This window comes from Bradyrhizobium sp. HKCCYLS3013, assembly GCF_051167615.1.
Lineage (GTDB): Bacteria > Pseudomonadota > Alphaproteobacteria > Rhizobiales > Xanthobacteraceae > Bradyrhizobium.
Genome location: NZ_JBNPTK010000011.1, coordinates 21,744 through 37,612, shown reverse-complemented (window position 1 = coordinate 37,612; position 15,869 = coordinate 21,744). Strand labels below are relative to the sequence as shown.

Genomic DNA, 15,869 nt, shown 5'->3' with positions numbered 1-15,869 from the left:
ACGACACATGAAGACATTCGCTCAGCTCACGACCGCTGCCGCGCTGGCCCTTGCGCTTGTTGCCCCCGCCTTGGCCGCCGAGGCGATCAGCGGCGACGTCAAGAAGGTGGACGAGGCCAACGCCAAGATCACGCTCCACCACGGCCCGGCCAAGAGCCTCGGCATGGACGAGGCCATGACCATGGTCTACCGCGTCAAGGACGCCGCGCTGCTGAAAGGCCTCAAGGCCGGCGACAAGGTGAAGTTCGAGGCGGTCGAGGACGCCTCCGGCTACACGGTGACCAAGATCGAGAAGGGCAAGTAGGCGGCAGCGATTCGAGCCATCCCTCTCTCCACCGCCATTCCGGAGCGCGCGCCAGCGCGAGCCCGGAATGGCCTGCGGAGGGATCCGGTCACGCACCGGCGGGCGGATGGGTTTGCACTCCAAGTTTGGATCGTATGATCGCAGCTCCCTGCGTGGAGCATGTCATGAAAGCCTATCTCGTCCTCGATCTCGCCGTTCACGACTTCCCGGCGTTCAAGACCTACATGGAGAAAATCCCCGCCTTCATCGCTAGGCATGGCGGCCGCTACATCGTCCAGGGCGCGGTGCCAACGCCGGTCGAAGGCGGCTGGATGCCAGAGCGCATCGTGATCCTGGAATTCCCGTCGCGCCAGAACGCCACCGACTTTCTCGTTGATCCGGAGATCCAGGACCTGTTCGCGATCCGGCACCGCACCACGACCAGCCGGCTGGTGCTGGTCGATGGGTGCACCGAGTGAACGCGCATTGCAATGTTGTGCCGGACGGCAGTGCCCGGCTAGGGCGGCGCCTTCTCGTCGGCGTGACATCGGCAGCGGGCGGATGACGCGGCGCTGATCCGCCCTGCGCGACCTGCCACCGTCGTTCTCCGGGCATTCGCGGGCGCAAAGGCTCCTCCCCGCCACCCCGTTAACCATTTGCTAACCATGGCGCGGGCAAGCTTTGCCGCGTCGCGCCTGCGCGTGGCCGGCGACCGGACGACCACAGGACATCCTGGGCTTTGCTGCCGCCGGGCATGGCGGCGGCCCGGTTGCCGGCCGCAGCGCGTCGCTGCATCCGACGCCCTGCCGTCCTGTCTGTCCGGAGACCCAAGTCCTTGAGCACCGTCGGTTCGCGCGCCTTCCAGAAGGCACGGCAGGAAAAGAAGCAGAAGAAGCTCGTCGAGACGCAGTTGGCGGCGGCGTACAAGGCGTTCCAGGCCGGGCGCCAGGCGGAGACGCAGGTGCTGTGCGCGCAGCTGCTGCAGGAAGTCCCCGGCTGCTTCGATGCGATGCATCTGCTCGGCGTGTCGCTGGTGTCGTCGGCGCGCTTCGCCGAGGCCACCGCCTTCCTGACCCAGGCCGTGGCGATGGAGCCGAATTCCGCCGACGCGCAGTCCAATCTAGGCTGGGCGCTGATCAATTGCGAGCGCTACGCGGAGGCGCGCGCCGCGCTGGAGCGATCACTGGCGCTGCGGCCGAACGCGCCGATCACCCTGCGCAACCACGCCATCGCGCTGCTGCGGCTCGGACAGGGCGAGGCCTCGCTCGCCGCCGCGACACGCGCCCTCGAGCTCAAGCCCGACGACGTCGACGCCTGGTGCAATCGCAGCGTCGCCGAGCTGATGCTGCGGCGCTGGGACGCCGCCGCCGCCAGCGCCGAGCGCGCGCTGGCGTTCAATCCGAACCATTTCGAGGCCACGGTCAACAAGGGTCTCGCGCATCTCGAGTTGCACCATTACGAGCTGGCGGAAGCGACCTTGAATGCGGCGCTGGCCGCACGCCCGGCCCATGCCGAGCTGCGGGCGCATCGCGGCCGGCTCTACATGATCTCCGGCCGCACGGCGGAAGCCGAGGCCGATTTCGATGCCGCCGTGACGCTCGATCCTCATCTGCAGATCGGATGGCAGGGCAAGGCGCAGATCTGCATCCTCAACGGCAACGTCGCGCAGGCGATGGCCGCCTGCAAGCGCGTGCTCGACACCAATCCGAAGGCGCAGGTCGCGCTCACCCTGCTCGGCGCCTGCCGCGGCCGGCTCGGCGACGTCACCGGCGCCATCGCGCAATTCGACCAGGCGCTCGCGGTGCAGCCCGACTATGACGAGGCGATCACCAAGAAGATCTTCTATCTCGACTTCCTGCCCGGCGCCGATTTCGCCGTCCAGCAGGCGGCGCGGCAATATTGGTGGATGGCGGTCGGCTCGAAATTCCCCCGCCGCAAGCTTGCGCCGCGCTCGCTCGATCCCGACAGGCGCATTGTCGTCGGCTACGTCTCGGCCGATTTCCGCATGCATTCGGCGGCCTTCGCCTTCCTGCCCGTGCTGCGCGGCCACGACAAGACGCAGGTCCAGGTCAACTGCTACTCGACCTCGCCGCGGCACGATTCCTACACCGCGACATTCCAGTCGATTGCCGACGTCTGGGTCGAGGCCTCCAGCCTCTCCGACGACGAGCTGGCCGACCGCATCCAGGCCGACGGCGTCGACATCCTGGTCGATCTCTCCGGCTACACCACGGGCACGCGCATGCCGGTGTTCGCGCGCAAGCCGGCGCCGATCCAGGTCACGGCCTGGGGCAGCGGCACCGGCACCGGCCTTGCCACGATGGACTACTTCTTCGCCGATCCGGTCACGGTGCCCGAGAGCGTCCGGCCGCTGTTCGCCGAGCACGTCCACGACCTGCCCTCGGTGATCACGATCGATCCGGTGCGCGACGTTCCGCTGTCGCCGCTGCCGATGCTGACGAACGGCCACGTCACCTTCGGCGTCTACAACCGCATCGACAAGATCTCCGACTCGGCGATCGCGCTGTGGGCACGGCTGCTCGCCGAGATCCCGGACGCGAAGCTCGTCATCAAGCATCTCGCGCTCAACGATCCGGCGGTGCGCGACGGGCTGCTCGCCCGCTTCGTTGCCCAGGGCGTGCCCGAGGCGCGCATCCTCTGCCTTGGCGCCAGCGAGCGCGTCGAGCATCTCAAGTCCTACGAGCGCATCGACATCTCGCTCGACCCGTTCCCGCAGAACGGCGGCATCTCGACGTTCGAATCGCTCTACATGGGCGTGCCGGTGGTCGCCAAGCTCGGCGCCGGCGCGGCCTCTCGCGCCGCGGGCGGCATCCTGACGGCAGCCGGCCTCGCCGACTGGGTTGCCGACGATGACGACGGCTACATCCGGATCGCCAAGAGCTTTGCGGCGCAGCCCGAGCTGCTGGCGAAGCTGCGGCCCGAGCTGCCCGGCCTTGTCGCGCGCTCGCCGGCCGGCGACGTCGCCAACTACACGCGCTGCGTCGAGGCCGGCTACCGGCAGTTCTGGCGGGACTATTGCGCCAAGGCAGGCAAGCCCGGCGCCTGATCGCGCCGGCATCGCCGAGGCCAGCATCTCGCAGCAGGCCGGGAAGCCCCGACCGCACGAACGTCCGGCGACGAACGCCCCCACAACCGCAAGCTGCATCGATTTCCACTGTGCCATTTTGGCCGCGTGCAATCAGGCGCCACTCGCGAACTGATACCGCGGCGTTTCTCCGTCCAGACCGAGGCGCAATCAAGCCTATGGCTTTTTGGTGGCGATGATGCGCCTCGCAGCAGACCCGGCTGCGACCAACCAGCGAGTAGTAGACCTCATTCGCCAACCAAGGAGATAATACGCCAAAATCGGCCGTGCCTCACGATCGCCGTGTGGCCGGCAACGGAGGAATTTGGGGCATGCGGGTCGCGGTGTTGAGTTGCGTCGTTGCGGCGGGATTGAGTCTGGCGGCCCCGTTGCTGCCAGCCACGGCACAGACGGCGCGGACCGGAAGGCCGGCGGCGGCAACGGCCGTCGCGGCCGGCGAAGGCGGCAAGCTGCAGGAGTCCAACGAATGGACGGTCGGCGTCGCCGGAGGCCTGCTCGAAGGCACCAACATCCGTTTTGCCGCCGAGATGGCCAAGGTGCTCGACGACCGCCCGAACCTGCGCGTGCTGCCGATGGTGACCTACGGCGCACTCGGGAACATCGAGGACCTGCTCTATCTGCGCGGCGTCGACGTCACCATCACCTCGGCCGACGTGCTCGACGAGTTCGTCCGCAACGGCACGCTCGCCAACATCAAGAGCCGGATCCGCTACATCTGCTCGTTCTACATCAACGAAATGCATGTCTACGTCCGCCCGGAGATCAGGACGCTGGAGGATCTCGCCGGCAAGAAGGTCTCCTTCAACACCGTGGGCAGCGCCGCCAACCTCACCGGCGGCATCGTGTTCGACCGGCTCAAGATCGACGCGGAGAAGGTGTTCATCAACAATTCGGTGGCGCTGGAGAAGATGCGCAGCGGCGAGATCGCCGGCGTCGTCCACGTCACCGGCAAGCCGACCGATCTGTTCACCAAGTTCAAGCCCGAGCCGGGCTTCCACTTCCTGCCGATTCCGTTCGCGCGCAGCCTGCAGGACTACTACGTGCCGACCAAGCTGACCTCGCAGGACTATCCCAATCTGCTCAAGCCCGGCGAGAGCGTCGAGACGATCGGCGTGCCGCAAGTCCTGGCGGTCTACAACTGGCCGCCGGAGACCGAACGCTACCGCCGCGTCGCGCGCTTCGTCGATTATCTGTTCAAGCGGTTCGACCAGTTCAAGCAGCCGCCGTTCCACCCGAAATGGAACGAGATCAACCTCGCCTCCTCGCTGCCCGGCTGGACCCGCTTCCGCGCCGCGGAGGAGCTTCTGGCCAGCACGCGCCCGCCGCAGGCCGACGGCGCCGCCGTCAAGCAGCAGTTCGACGCGTGGATGAGCACGCGGGCGCCGACCGGCGGCCGGCGGATGAGCGAGGACGAGACCAGGGTCCTGTTCGAGCAGTTCCGCGACTGGATGAAACGGGACGGCAGCCAGCCGGCGCGATAGCGCTGCTGGTGGTGGCGTAGAGCATGATCCGGAAAAGTGGAAACCGGTTTTCCGAAAGGATCATGCTCAACAAAGAGAGGAGGCTACGACGCCGCCGGCTTGCCGCGCAGCGCTGCCGGCGTGTCCGGCTGCGCCAGCGGATGGGCGGAGGCGAAGGCCGGCAGCGCCATCGCCGCCTCGAACACGCGCTGCACCGTCGGCGTCGCGCCGAGGTCGAGGCCTTGATTACGCGCGAAGACGGCGTGGCCGGCGAGGCAGATGTCGGCCATCGTCGGCGCATCGCCATGGCAGAACCGGCCGGTCGCGGCATGGCCGGCGAGCTGGGCCTCGACTGCGGCCAGCATCTCCGCGGCCCAGTGCCTGAGCCAGGCCGCGCGCGCCGCGTCGTCCAGGTGCAGCACCTCGGTGAGATAGCGCTGCACCCGCGGCGTCGTCAGCGGATGCGCGTCGCAGGCGATCATCGCCGCCAGCGCCCGCACCCGCGCGCGCCCCTTGGCGTCGCCAGGCAGCAGCGCAGCGCCAGGACAGGCCTCGTGGAGATAATCGAGGATCGCCAGCGACTGCGTCAGCACCGTGCCGTCATCGAGCACCAGCGCCGGCAGCGCCATCTGCGGGTTGAGCGCGGCATAGCCGCCGCCACGATGCTGCTGCCGGTCGATATCGACCGCCACCTGCTCGTAGGCGACGCCCTTCAGGTTGAGCGCGATGCGGACGCGAAAGCTCGCGAGCGACCGCCAGAACGAATAGAGCTTCATACGGGCTCTCCTGGGCAGGCGGGTGAATGGCGATCAGTTCACGCTCGATAGAAAGCCTGCGAGGACCGTCCGACTCTGGCTGAGCGCCGCGATGCGTTGATCGATGAGGCCGACCTGCTGCGCCAGCACGCGTCGCAGATTGTCGCAAGGCCGGAAGTCCGGACGGGTGTTGCGCACGCACGGGAGCAACTGCTTGATCGTCTCGAGGGTCAACCCGGCGGCGCCGAGCAGTTTGATCCGGCGCACGGCTTCTTCGTCCGCCGGACCGTAGTCGCGATAGCCGGACGCGGTCCGTTGCGGCGCAAGCAAGCCCTCGTCCTCGTAGTATCGCAGCATCCGGATGCTCACTCCCGTCCTCCGGGAGAGTTCGCCGATCTTCATCTGAAACCCTCTTGACCCTGACAGTGCTGTCAGACCTTACAGATCGTGCTCATCCAAGTGGAGTCCACTTGTGAAGGGAGCAACGATGAAAGCCTATCATTTGAAGGGCCATGCGGGCGCGGGTCGCCTGGTGCGCACCGAAATCATCAAGCCCGAACCCGCCAGCGGCGAGGTCCGCATCCGGGTCGAGGCGGCAAGTCTCAACTACCGCGACCTCCTGATCCTGGACCGAGCGGGTGAAGGCGGCTTCGACGGCCGCGTTCCGCTGTCCGACGGCGCAGGCGTCGTCGATGCCGTCGGCTCCGATGTCGATCGATGGCGCCCGGGCGACCGCGTGGCCGCATCGTTCTTTCGCGATTGGATCTCCGGGCCGTTCAAGGCGAGCTACGTTCCGTCGTCCCTGGGCGGCAGCACGATGGATGGCATGCTGGCGGAGTACGTGGTGCTGCCGGCGACGGCGCTGGTCGCCGTGCCGGCGCACCTGACGTCGATCGAAGCCGCGACCCTGCCCTGTGCCGCCGTGACGGCCTGGCACGGCCTCGTCACCCGAGGCGGGATGGGCAAGGGCGACACGCTGCTGGTCCAGGGAACCGGCGGCGTCGCCCTGTTCGGCCTTCAGTTCGCCACCGCGCTGGGCGCCCGCGCGATCGTCATCTCGTCCTCGGATGAAAAACTCGCCCGCGCCAGGGCGCTCGGCGCCTCGATCCTCATCAACTACCGCGACACGCCCGATTGGGATGTCGCGGTGACGACAGCGACGGATGGCGAAGGCGCCAGTCATGTCCTCGAACTCGGCGGCCCCGGCACCTACGACCGCTCGCTGCGGTCGGTCGCGTCAGGTGGCAAGATCGTCCAGATCGGTGTCTTGACGGGGTTCGGCCCCAAGCCCGATCTCGCCCGCCTGCAGTGGGAGAACGCCGACATCATCGGCGTCACCGTCGGCTCGGTCGAACATTTCACGGCGATGAATCGCTTCCTGTCCGAACACGCGATCCACCCGATCGTCGATCGGATCTACGACTTTGATGACGCTCCCGAAGCGTTCGCCCATCTCCAAACCGCCTCGCACTTCGGCAAGATCGTTTTGAAACTATGAGCGAGAGGATGTGAGCGCTGCGCCGATCTGCGACGCCGGAAAGCGCATCGCCGCGGAGTTGCCACCTGCCGACAAAGACCGGCCGGAAATCTCTTCCGGTCAGCCTCAACCCAGGCGACAAACCGAGAGGGGGATCACGCTTCGCTGATCCGCACGCGCGTCCCTTGGCCCCCGGCCGGCAGCAACGCCGGACGACTCTGATCCTGTCTCACTGTCCGCCCGCGATCACTCCGAGCCGGGCGTGAAATCCTGGTCGGCAACGCTGGCGGTCTGCGGCACCTTGATGACCACGGCGGCGCGATTGAGCGCCTGGTGGCACGAATTGCAGGCGGCCGTAAGGTCGGCATAGGAGCGCTCGAAACGGCCGATGTCCTTCTGCTTGATGGCCTGCGCCAGTTCGTTGAACGGCTGCTGCGTCACGGCCGTCGTCATGTCGGCGAACGAATTGCCCTCGACCAGCGGCTGCGCCCGGCCGACGCGATTGAACGCGCCCTTGAGATTGCCGAGCTCATAGGCACTGAACGCCCAATTGCCGCTATGGCCGGCGATCCAAAGCCTGAGGTGGCGCGGCTGGATGGTCGCGATCATCAGGTCGCTGATGGTCGGGAGGTAGGCCGGCGCTGGGGGAGGTGTCGGCGTCTCCGCCTTGGGCGCAGCGACCCCGATGAGCGATGCAAGCCCGACGAGGCCAGCGGCTGTCACTGTAAGCCGCAGACGACGGCGGAGCTTCGTTGGATGCATCTTCGGTTCTCCTGAATTTAATTTAGAAGACTTCTAAAGAGCGATGTGCCTCACCGCCAATCGCAAACGCTGATCGCAGCGATCAGAAAAGTTTGATGCCGCCCCCCGTGCCACCCGCACGATACGGCCACATTGCTTTGCGCGACGCGCGCAGCCGTCCCACGCGCGAGCGCGGAGCTCTACCGGGTGAACCCGAAAACCTGAATTTCGATTTGACGAAATATTCCTCTTTCATTTTTTCCGAAATCATGTATATCTCTCCCCGTCCTGCTTCCGCCGGAGGGGCGTGTCGCGACCGTCACGAGACGTGGGAGGTGGGATGCGATGGGCGCAGCGAATCGCAGCGTGGCCTCGTGCCGCGCGGACGAACGGTTCGTTGCGCACGGCGAAATCGTGCGGTCCTGATACCCCGACGCTGGTATCAACGTGGCGCAATGCAAACGCATTGCGCCAGGGATGGTGGCCAACAAGCCCGGCGCACCAGGGAGACCACGTATAAGCCGTTCCAACCGTCGCGCAGGGAAGGCCGGGTGTTCCGGGCCAGACCTGTGGTGACTGCCGCCTGCTTTTTTTTCTGCAGGCGGGCCACGGGCGCGGCCAGCGCCCGGCCTTCCCTGCGCCCTCCATTTGTTTCGAGGGCGGACCTGATGCACAGCTCGGGCGCGATGCGCCGCGGGAGACGATCGCTCATGTCTGCGAGAACACGCTCATTCGTGCAGCTTGGTGTCGGGCGCGGCGGGGGCCTCATGGTTCGAGACGCCGCTGCGCGGCTCCTCACCATGAGGGTCTGGCACCAAAGGCGGTGCTGCACATTGACCATGAACACGCTCACAGCATCTTCATGGAGAGGGGTGAGCTCCGAGAGCGGCGCTGGACATCGACCGTGCTCAGCGTGCGCTTGGACCGGAGCTTGTCGGCGGGCGTGCAGCCTGACAGCGCCTCCCCTCACCCTGAGGAGCCCGCCGAAAGGCGGGCGTCTCGAAGGGCGAGGCCCCCGACCGCGGCGGCCCATCGAAGATGCGGCGGGAGAGCCCATCCCCTCCCGCAACCTTTTGTTAACCGCCATTAACCGAACGCTAACCATACGCCGGGCAAAAATTGCCGGGTGGAACGTGCGTGTCGTGGGCGGGTGCAGTTGACGGAGGAGAGCTTCCGTGGACGCCGGCGCGGTACCTCAGGTTCGGAACGGCGGCCCGTCGGCCGCCGCGCAGTCGTTTGGGGCCAGCTCACGCGGCCCGCGGGAAGGGGCGAAAGCCATGGTCGACGTCACGGCGGGTCAAGGCGCGGGGTCTCCGGCCGGCGGGTTCTCATTCGACGATCTCAAGACGGTGATCCTGCGCGGCGACATCGCGCTGGCGCTCGGCATCCTCACCATCCTGGTGGTGCTGATCCTGCCGCTGCCGTCGCTGGTGCTCGATCTTTTCCTGGCGATCTCGATCACCCTGTCGATCCTGATCCTGATGACCGCCCTGTTCATCCAGGCGCCGCTGGAATTCTCGTCCTTCCCGACCATCCTGCTGATCTCGACGATGCTGCGGCTGTCGCTCAACCTGGCCTCGACCCGGCTGATCCTGTCGCGCGGCCACGAGGGCACCGATGCCGCCGGCCACGTCATCGAGGCGTTCGGCAACTTTGTGATGGGCGGCAATTTCGTCATCGGCATCATCGTGTTCGCGATCCTGGTGACGGTGAACTTCGTCGTCATCACCAAGGGTTCGGGCCGCATCGCCGAAGTCGCGGCGCGCTTCCACCTCGACTCGATGCCCGGCAAGCAGATGGCGATCGACGCCGACCTCTCCGCCGGCCTGATCGACGAGAAGGTCGCCAAGGTCAGGCGCAAGGAGCTGGAGGACGAAAGCGGCTTCTTCGGCGCCATGGACGGTGCCTCGAAATTCGTCCGCGGCGACGCCGTCGCCGGCCTGCTCGTCGTCTTCATCAACATCATCGGCGGCATCATCATCGGCGTCGCCCAGCAGGGTCTCGGTTTTGCCGAGGCCGCCCGCACCTACACCACGCTGACGGTCGGCGACGGCCTCGTCACCCAGGTGCCGGCGCTGATCGTCTCGACCGCCGCAGGCCTGCTGGTCTCCAAGGCCGGCGTCAGCGGCGCCGCCGACAAGGCGCTGATCAAGCAGTTCTCCGGCTATCCGCAGGCGCTCGGCATGTCCGCCGCGGTCATGCTGGTGCTGGCGGCGCTGCCGGGCATCCCGACCATTCCGTTCCTGGCGCTCGGCGGCGGCGCCGCCGCGCTCGCGTTCAAGGCGCGCAAGCAGAAGCAGGTGGCCAAGGCGGAGGAAGCCGCCGCAGAAGCTGCGGCCCCTGCCGCCGCCGCCGCAGCAGCCGCGGCCGCCGAAGAGCCGATCTCCGCCGCGCTCAAGATCGACGACCTCAAGATCGAGCTCGGCTACGCGCTGCTGCCGCTGGTCAACGCGCCCGACGGTACCGACCGACTCACCGACCAGATCAAGGCGCTGCGCCGGTCGCTGGCGATCGAGATGGGTTTCGTGATGCCGTCGGTGCGCATCCTCGACAACGTCCAGCTCGAGGCCAACACCTACATCATCAAGATCAAGGAGGTCGACGCCGGCTCCGGCAAGATCTGGCCGAGCCAGTTCATGGTCATGGACCCCGGCGGCAACCAGGTCGCGGTGCCCGGCATCCACACCACGGAGCCCACCTTCGGCCTGCCCGCCACCTGGGTCGACGCCGGCCTGAAGGAGGAGGCGACGCTCAAGGGCTACACGGTGGTGGACGCGGCGACCGTGCTGTCGACGCATCTGACCGAGCTGCTGAAGGCCAATATGAGCGACCTGCTCTCCTACGGCGAGGTGCAGAAGCTCCTGAAGGAGCTGCCGAAGGAGCAGAGCGAGCTGGTCAAGGACATCGTGCCGACGCAGATCACGATCTCCGGCATCCAGCGCGTGCTGCAACTGCTGCTGTCGGAGCGGATCTCGATCCGTGATCTCTCGACCATCCTCGAAGGCATCGCCGACGCGCTCGCCTTCTCGCGCAACCCGGCCACGATCGTCGAGCATGTCCGCGCCCGCTTGGCACGCCAGATCTGCGCGCAGAACACCTCGCCGATGGGCTACCTGCCGCTGATCGCGCTGTCGGCGAAATGGGAGCAGGCGTTCGCGGAATCGCTGATCGGCCAGGGCGAGGAGCGCAGCCTCGCGATGCAGCCGTCGAAACTGTCGGAGTTCATGACCGCCACGCGCGACGCCTTCGAGCGCGCCGCACGCGAGGGCGAATCGCCGGTGCTGGTGACGTCGGCGGCGATCCGCCCCTTCGTCCGCTCGCTGGTCGAGCGCTTCCGGGCCCAGACCACGGTGCTGTCGCAGGCGGAGATTCATCCGCGGGCGCGGTTGAAGACGGTGGGCAGCGTGTGACGGAACCGAGGATTCCCCAACGCGTTTCATCCGGGGAGCCGGCGTCAGGCGCCGGCTTCTGCCGTTTTTACCGGCAGATCACCCCTTGCTTTACCGCCACAGGCAAACGTTTTCTTAATTTTGCGTTAGGTGGCTGAAGTTTCATCCGCACACCGAACAATCTATCAAATCATTGATAAAGCTATATAAAGTGACGTTTGTCGAATTTCGATCGCGAAGCATCACGCATTATCACGTACTTGTGATGCGGTCTACGAAACAGAATTGAGGTTTCCTACGTTAGTCGACGCGAGACGATGAACCGGAACGCTCCCGGCTCACACGAATCAGCGAAGGACGGAAGACGGCAGGAGGCTTCCATGAACCACTCGATTTACAGCGCGGATCGGACGACCCACCTTAAGATCGTGGTGGTTGCGCTCGTGGCTGGCATCGCGGTGGCCGGCCTCGGCATCTCCGCCCGATTGAATGCGGAGCCGAACTACACGCAGACGGCAAAGGTCATCAAGGCCGGCAAGCCGATTGCGGTGACGAGCTCGGAGACCTCTCTGGTTCGCTGACAGGAATTCCCGGAATTCACGCGGTTCTCACAGCCCCCCAACTGGCCGCGTGGATATGTAGTAGACCCAACCCCAAGTCGACTACTGAAAACGCCCGCTCCCCACGGGCGTTTTCTTTTTGGCCGCTTGCCTCAACGCGCCGGCGGCACGGTCTCGATCAGCTTGCCGGTAAACACGATCGGCCCGGTCGCCTGCCCGGTCGGCGACCCGCCCTCCGGCTCGACCGTGACCGCGTAGGTCGCGCGACTCACTGTGTCCGCGTCGTAGGACGAGAGAACGGGACGGCTGGTGAAGTCGCTGCCGCCGATCACGCCGAGCGAGCGCGGCTTCTGCAGCTTGTCGGACACGAGCCACAACTCGAAGCTCTTGCCCGGCTCCGGCGCGGCACCGACCCGGCGCACGGTGTAGCTCTTGCTGGCGGCATCGACGGTCAAGATGAACGCCGGCGACGCCGCGTCCTTTTGCAGGAGCGCAACGAACTGGGCCGAGGGCTGCACGGCCGGCACCTTGACCTCGACGGTCTGGATTCGCGGCTTCGGCTGCAATGGCCGCGGCAGCAGGTCGGGGCGGTAGACCTGGACACCGACCAGCGCAAGCAGCACGGCGGCGATCGCGGTCATGATGTTGGCGACCGCGCGCAACTGCCGGACCTTGGACGAGAGGCGAACGATGTTCGCGTTGTCGTTCGCAACCTCGTCCGTCGCAGGCGCATTTCGCCGGGCTGCGATGGCCGGGGCTTCGACACCGATGTCTTGCGGAGCGACCTGAATCGCGGGAGCGCCGATCTTCGCGGCTTCGATCTCGGCAACCTCGACGGTTGGCGCCTCGAGCTTGGGTACATCGGCCGGCGGAGCTTCGGCGACGAGCGCTGGAGCCTCGGCAGTTTCCGGCTCCGGCGGAGCGACGACGACCGGAACCTCGACAACCGCCGCAGGCTCGGCCGCGGCGTTCGCGCGCAACTGCGCGATCTCGGCCTTGATGCGCTCCCACAGCTCGGGGCGCGGCTCGACCAGCCCGACCATCTGGTTGAGCGGACCGAGACGGAATTCCCACGCCTGGACCAGCGCGACAAAATCGGTGTCGACCGCCATCATGGTCTCGACCTGCGCCCGTTCGGCGGCGTCGAGCGTCCCGAGCGCATATTCCGCCGCCAGCGCGATATGGTCTTCGCTATACGCCATCACAGGTCCAGATCACGTCACCTACAAGATCTCTCGCCGGCTCGAACAGCACCTCATCCGAGACCGAGACATTGGCGGATGTCCATCATGCTCCGCCGCAGCCAGGTCTTCACCGTGTTCACCGGCGCCTCGAACTTGGTCGCCAATTGCTCGCGGCTCCAGCCGTTGTAGTAGGCAAGCAGCACGAGCTTCTGGCGGTCGGGCTCGAGCTGGCCGACGCATTCCAAAAGACGCTTGAGCTCCTCCGACATCTCGCGGCGCGCCAGCGGGTCCGGCGTCTCGGCAGCCACCTCGAGCGCGGAGGGCTCATCCTCCAACGACAGCTCGCCGCGCTTGCGCACCAGATCGATGGCGCGGTTGCGGGCGATGGCGGCCATCCAGGTGATCGGGGACGACACGGCCGGGTTGAACTGCGCGGCGTTGTTCCAGACCTTCACATAGGTCTCCTGGACGACCTCCTCGGCGAGGTCCTGTCGGTGCAAGATACGGAGCACGACGCCATAGAGTTTCGCGCGCGTCGCCGCGTAGAGGCGCTCGAAGGCGGCCTCGTCCCCTTTGGCAACAGCGGCAAGCAACCAGACCAGCTCTGCCGGCGTCAGCATTCAGCGTCCCCGAAAATCGCCCCACTCCCTCGTTCGAGCCTACGTCCTCCCGTAGCACAAGTCCTGGGCAACTCTCCACCGGGGCGGGCGCGACGAAAAACCCGGACCTCGCGGCCCGGGTTTTCGAAAGCTAAAGCCGTGACGGCGACGGGCTCAGGCGATGACGCCGAGCCGGGCGCGCATCAGGCCGATCGAGTCCATGTCCGCCTGCTCGCGGGCGCTCTCCTCGGCCTTCTCGCGGGCCTGGTCACGCTCGTCGAGCAGCTCGACCTTCTTCATCTCCTCGAACGCCTCGGACAACGCGGCCTTGGCGTCCTCGAGCTGGGTGCGCAGCTCGTCGGCGGAGCGCGTCAGGTTTTCCCGGCGCTGGATCGCGGCCTTGGCGTAGGTCGGATAGGCAAAATGGGTCGGGTCGTTGATGCCGGCCCGCTCCTGCTCGGTCTGGATCTCCCGCTCGAGCTCGGCCGACATGCGCTGGAAGTCAGCGATCATGCCCTCGATCTGCGTCACCCGGCGGCGTTTCTCATCCACCTGAAATTTCTTCAGACGGATCAGCGTTTCGCGCGACTTCATCGACTCATACTCCCCAGAAGTCCCGTATACGGCGCGGGACAGGGCCGGCCGCCCGTGCTGGGCTCGCCGACTAGGCTCGTTACATGGAGGGGATGATTACCCGACAAAGTTAGCTTTCCGTTTCCAAGCGCCCCAGGATCTGTTCCAGCTCCCGATACCCGCTCTGCAGCGTCGAGACCTCGTCCTTGCGCTGGCGCAGGAACGCCTCCAGCGGCTCGTGCAGCCGGATCGCCTCGTCGACCTCCGGGCTGGAACCGGCGCGATAGGCGCCGAGCCGGATCAGCTCCTCCATGTCGGCAAAGGTCGCCATCACCTGGCGCGCCCGCATGATCGTCGGCAAGAATACGGGGTCGGCCGATTTCGGCATCGTCCGCGACACCGATTTCAGGACGTTGATTGCCGGATAGCGGCCGCGTTCGGCGATCGAACGCTGCATCACGACGTGGCCGTCGAGAATGCCGCGGACCGCATCCGCCACCGGCTCGTTGTGATCGTCGCCATCGACCAGCACCGTGAAGATTCCGGTGATGGTACCCTCGCCGCTGCCCGGCCCCGCCCGCTCGAGCAGTTTCGGCAGCTCGGTGAACACGGTCGGCGTGTAGCCCTTCGCGGTCGGCGGTTCGCCGGCCGACAGCCCGATCTCGCGCTGCGCCATCGCAAAGCGCGTGACCGAGTCCATCAGGCAAAGGACATCCTTGCCCTCGTCGCGAAAATATTCGGAGATCGCGAGCGTCAGATACGCCGCCTGCCTTCGCATCAGCGCCGGCTCGTCCGAGGTCGCGACCACCACGACGGAGCGCGCGAGGCCCTCATCGCCGAGATCGTCCTGCAGGAACTCCTGCACCTCGCGGCCGCGCTCGCCGATCAGCCCGATCACCGACACTGCCGCATCGACGTTGCGCGCCAGCATCGACAGCAGCACCGATTTGCCGACGCCGGAGCCGGCGAAGATGCCGAGCCGCTGGCCGCGGCAACAGGTGAGAAAGGTGTTGAGTGCGCGAACGCCGAGATCGAGCGGCGCACCGACACGCCGTCGCGAATGCGCCGGTGGCGGATTGTTCCGATAGGGAACCGGCGAGGCGCCCTGCGGCAGCGGCCCCTTGCCGTCGATCGGTTCGCCCATCGCGTTGATCACGCGGCCGAGCCAAGCCGGCGACGGCCGCACTTGATTGGCGGCGTTGGCGATCACGGCGCGGCAGCCGCGGCGCACGCCCTCCAGCCCGGCGAACGGCATCACCACGGCATTCTTGCCGGAGAACCCGATCACTTCGGCAGGGATGTAATTGTTGCCGGTCTCGATCACGATGCGCGCGCCGACCGACATGGCATGAATCGGCCCGGCGATCTCCACCATGAGTCCCTTCACGCCGACGACACGCCCATAGGTGTTCACGGCGTCGATGTCGCTGATCTGCTCGGCCAGAGCCTTCATTGCGGAAGAGCCTTCATTGCCAAACCGCCTTCATTGCGAGAGCGAGGGCATTGCACCAGAGCCTTCATTGCGAAAACCTTAAGTAGGGGCAGATTCGCGTCGTCGGTTTAACTCTGTGTTTACTCGCATCATTAATCATTACGTCATGGTCTGGAGTGACTGACGTGCTTCGCTTTGCCGCCCTCAAAAAGCGGTGAGATCCGAGAGTCGGTTAGGTCCATCTCTTAACATGGAGCTTGAACGAGAGCGGCTAAGAAAAACTGCTTCATCGCAACACCTTACGGCGATT

The 15,869-nt window shown here is 66.2% G+C and carries 14 protein-coding genes; 7 read left to right on the top strand and 7 right to left on the bottom strand.

The annotated features are described in order from the left end of the window. Positions 1 to 7 precede the first annotated feature (7 nt). The 4 genes from ACQR1F_RS19980 (at position 8) to ACQR1F_RS19965 (ending at position 4,870) form a co-directional block, all read left to right on the top strand. Positions 8 to 304, top strand: coding sequence for a copper-binding protein (locus ACQR1F_RS19980; RefSeq protein ID WP_434908240.1), 297 nt, complete (start codon positions 8 to 10; stop codon positions 302 to 304). Positions 305 to 468: 164 nt separating this feature from the next. Further along, positions 469 to 762, top strand: coding sequence for a DUF1330 domain-containing protein (locus ACQR1F_RS19975; RefSeq protein WP_434913700.1), 294 nt, complete (start codon positions 469 to 471; stop codon positions 760 to 762). Positions 763 to 1,118: 356 nt separating this feature from the next. Further along, entirely contained in the window at positions 1,119 to 3,350 is a 2,232-nt protein-coding gene (locus ACQR1F_RS19970; RefSeq protein WP_434913699.1) for a tetratricopeptide repeat protein, read from the top strand. 350 nt (positions 3,351 to 3,700) lie between these two features. Next, complete coding sequence (locus ACQR1F_RS19965; RefSeq protein ID WP_434913698.1) at positions 3,701 to 4,870, top strand: TAXI family TRAP transporter solute-binding subunit; 1,170 nt, start codon at positions 3,701 to 3,703, stop codon at positions 4,868 to 4,870. A gap of 83 nt (positions 4,871 to 4,953) precedes the next feature. Here the strand turns inward: ACQR1F_RS19965 and maiA are convergent, their stop codons facing one another. Both maiA and ACQR1F_RS19955 read right to left on the bottom strand, forming a co-directional pair. Continuing rightward, positions 4,954 to 5,625, bottom strand: coding sequence for a maleylacetoacetate isomerase (gene maiA / locus ACQR1F_RS19960; protein WP_316177508.1), 672 nt, complete (start codon positions 5,623 to 5,625; stop codon positions 4,954 to 4,956). Between the two features lie 33 nt (positions 5,626 to 5,658). Then, positions 5,659 to 6,006, bottom strand: coding sequence for a MerR family transcriptional regulator (locus ACQR1F_RS19955; RefSeq protein ID WP_316177507.1), 348 nt, complete (start codon positions 6,004 to 6,006; stop codon positions 5,659 to 5,661). Between the two features lie 85 nt (positions 6,007 to 6,091). On the opposite strand from ACQR1F_RS19955, the gene ACQR1F_RS19950 reads away from it, so the two are divergent. Continuing rightward, entirely contained in the window at positions 6,092 to 7,102 is a 1,011-nt protein-coding gene (locus ACQR1F_RS19950) for a zinc-dependent alcohol dehydrogenase family protein (protein ID WP_316177505.1), read from the top strand. Between the two features lie 225 nt (positions 7,103 to 7,327). Here the strand turns inward: ACQR1F_RS19950 and ACQR1F_RS19945 are convergent, their stop codons facing one another. Continuing rightward, complete coding sequence (locus ACQR1F_RS19945; RefSeq protein WP_434913697.1) at positions 7,328 to 7,843, bottom strand: cytochrome family protein; 516 nt, start codon at positions 7,841 to 7,843, stop codon at positions 7,328 to 7,330. A gap of 1,256 nt (positions 7,844 to 9,099) precedes the next feature. On the opposite strand from ACQR1F_RS19945, the gene flhA reads away from it, so the two are divergent. Together flhA and ACQR1F_RS19935 are read left to right on the top strand one after the other, a co-directional pair. Next, entirely contained in the window at positions 9,100 to 11,232 is a 2,133-nt protein-coding gene (gene flhA, locus ACQR1F_RS19940) for a flagellar biosynthesis protein FlhA (RefSeq protein ID WP_434874740.1), read from the top strand. 359 nt (positions 11,233 to 11,591) lie between these two features. Next, positions 11,592 to 11,792 carry a hypothetical protein gene (locus ACQR1F_RS19935; RefSeq protein ID WP_315803233.1) on the top strand — a complete coding sequence of 67 codons (201 nt, stop codon included), beginning with the start codon at positions 11,592 to 11,594 and terminating at the stop codon, positions 11,790 to 11,792. A gap of 131 nt (positions 11,793 to 11,923) precedes the next feature. Here ACQR1F_RS19935 and ACQR1F_RS19930 read toward each other — a convergent pair whose 3' ends face one another. The 4 genes from ACQR1F_RS19930 to fliI all read right to left on the bottom strand — a co-directional run bounded on the left by ACQR1F_RS19930 (position 11,924) and on the right by fliI (position 15,580). Beyond that, a complete protein-coding gene (locus ACQR1F_RS19930; protein ID WP_316177500.1) occupies positions 11,924 to 12,973 on the bottom strand; it encodes an anti-sigma factor in 1,050 nt (349 codons plus the stop codon). A gap of 53 nt (positions 12,974 to 13,026) precedes the next feature. Further along, positions 13,027 to 13,575 (bottom strand): sigma-70 family RNA polymerase sigma factor, encoded by a 549-nt coding sequence (locus ACQR1F_RS19925; protein WP_315714037.1) that lies wholly within the window; start codon positions 13,573 to 13,575, stop codon positions 13,027 to 13,029. Positions 13,576 to 13,728: 153 nt separating this feature from the next. Then, the gene (gene fliJ / locus ACQR1F_RS19920) at positions 13,729 to 14,148 is read right to left on the bottom strand and encodes a flagellar export protein FliJ (RefSeq protein WP_315714036.1); all 420 of its coding nucleotides are present in this window, start codon (positions 14,146 to 14,148) and stop codon (positions 13,729 to 13,731) included. A gap of 109 nt (positions 14,149 to 14,257) precedes the next feature. Beyond that, entirely contained in the window at positions 14,258 to 15,580 is a 1,323-nt protein-coding gene (fliI, locus tag ACQR1F_RS19915; RefSeq protein ID WP_434913696.1) for a flagellar protein export ATPase FliI, read from the bottom strand. Positions 15,581 to 15,869: the final 289 nt, after the last annotated feature.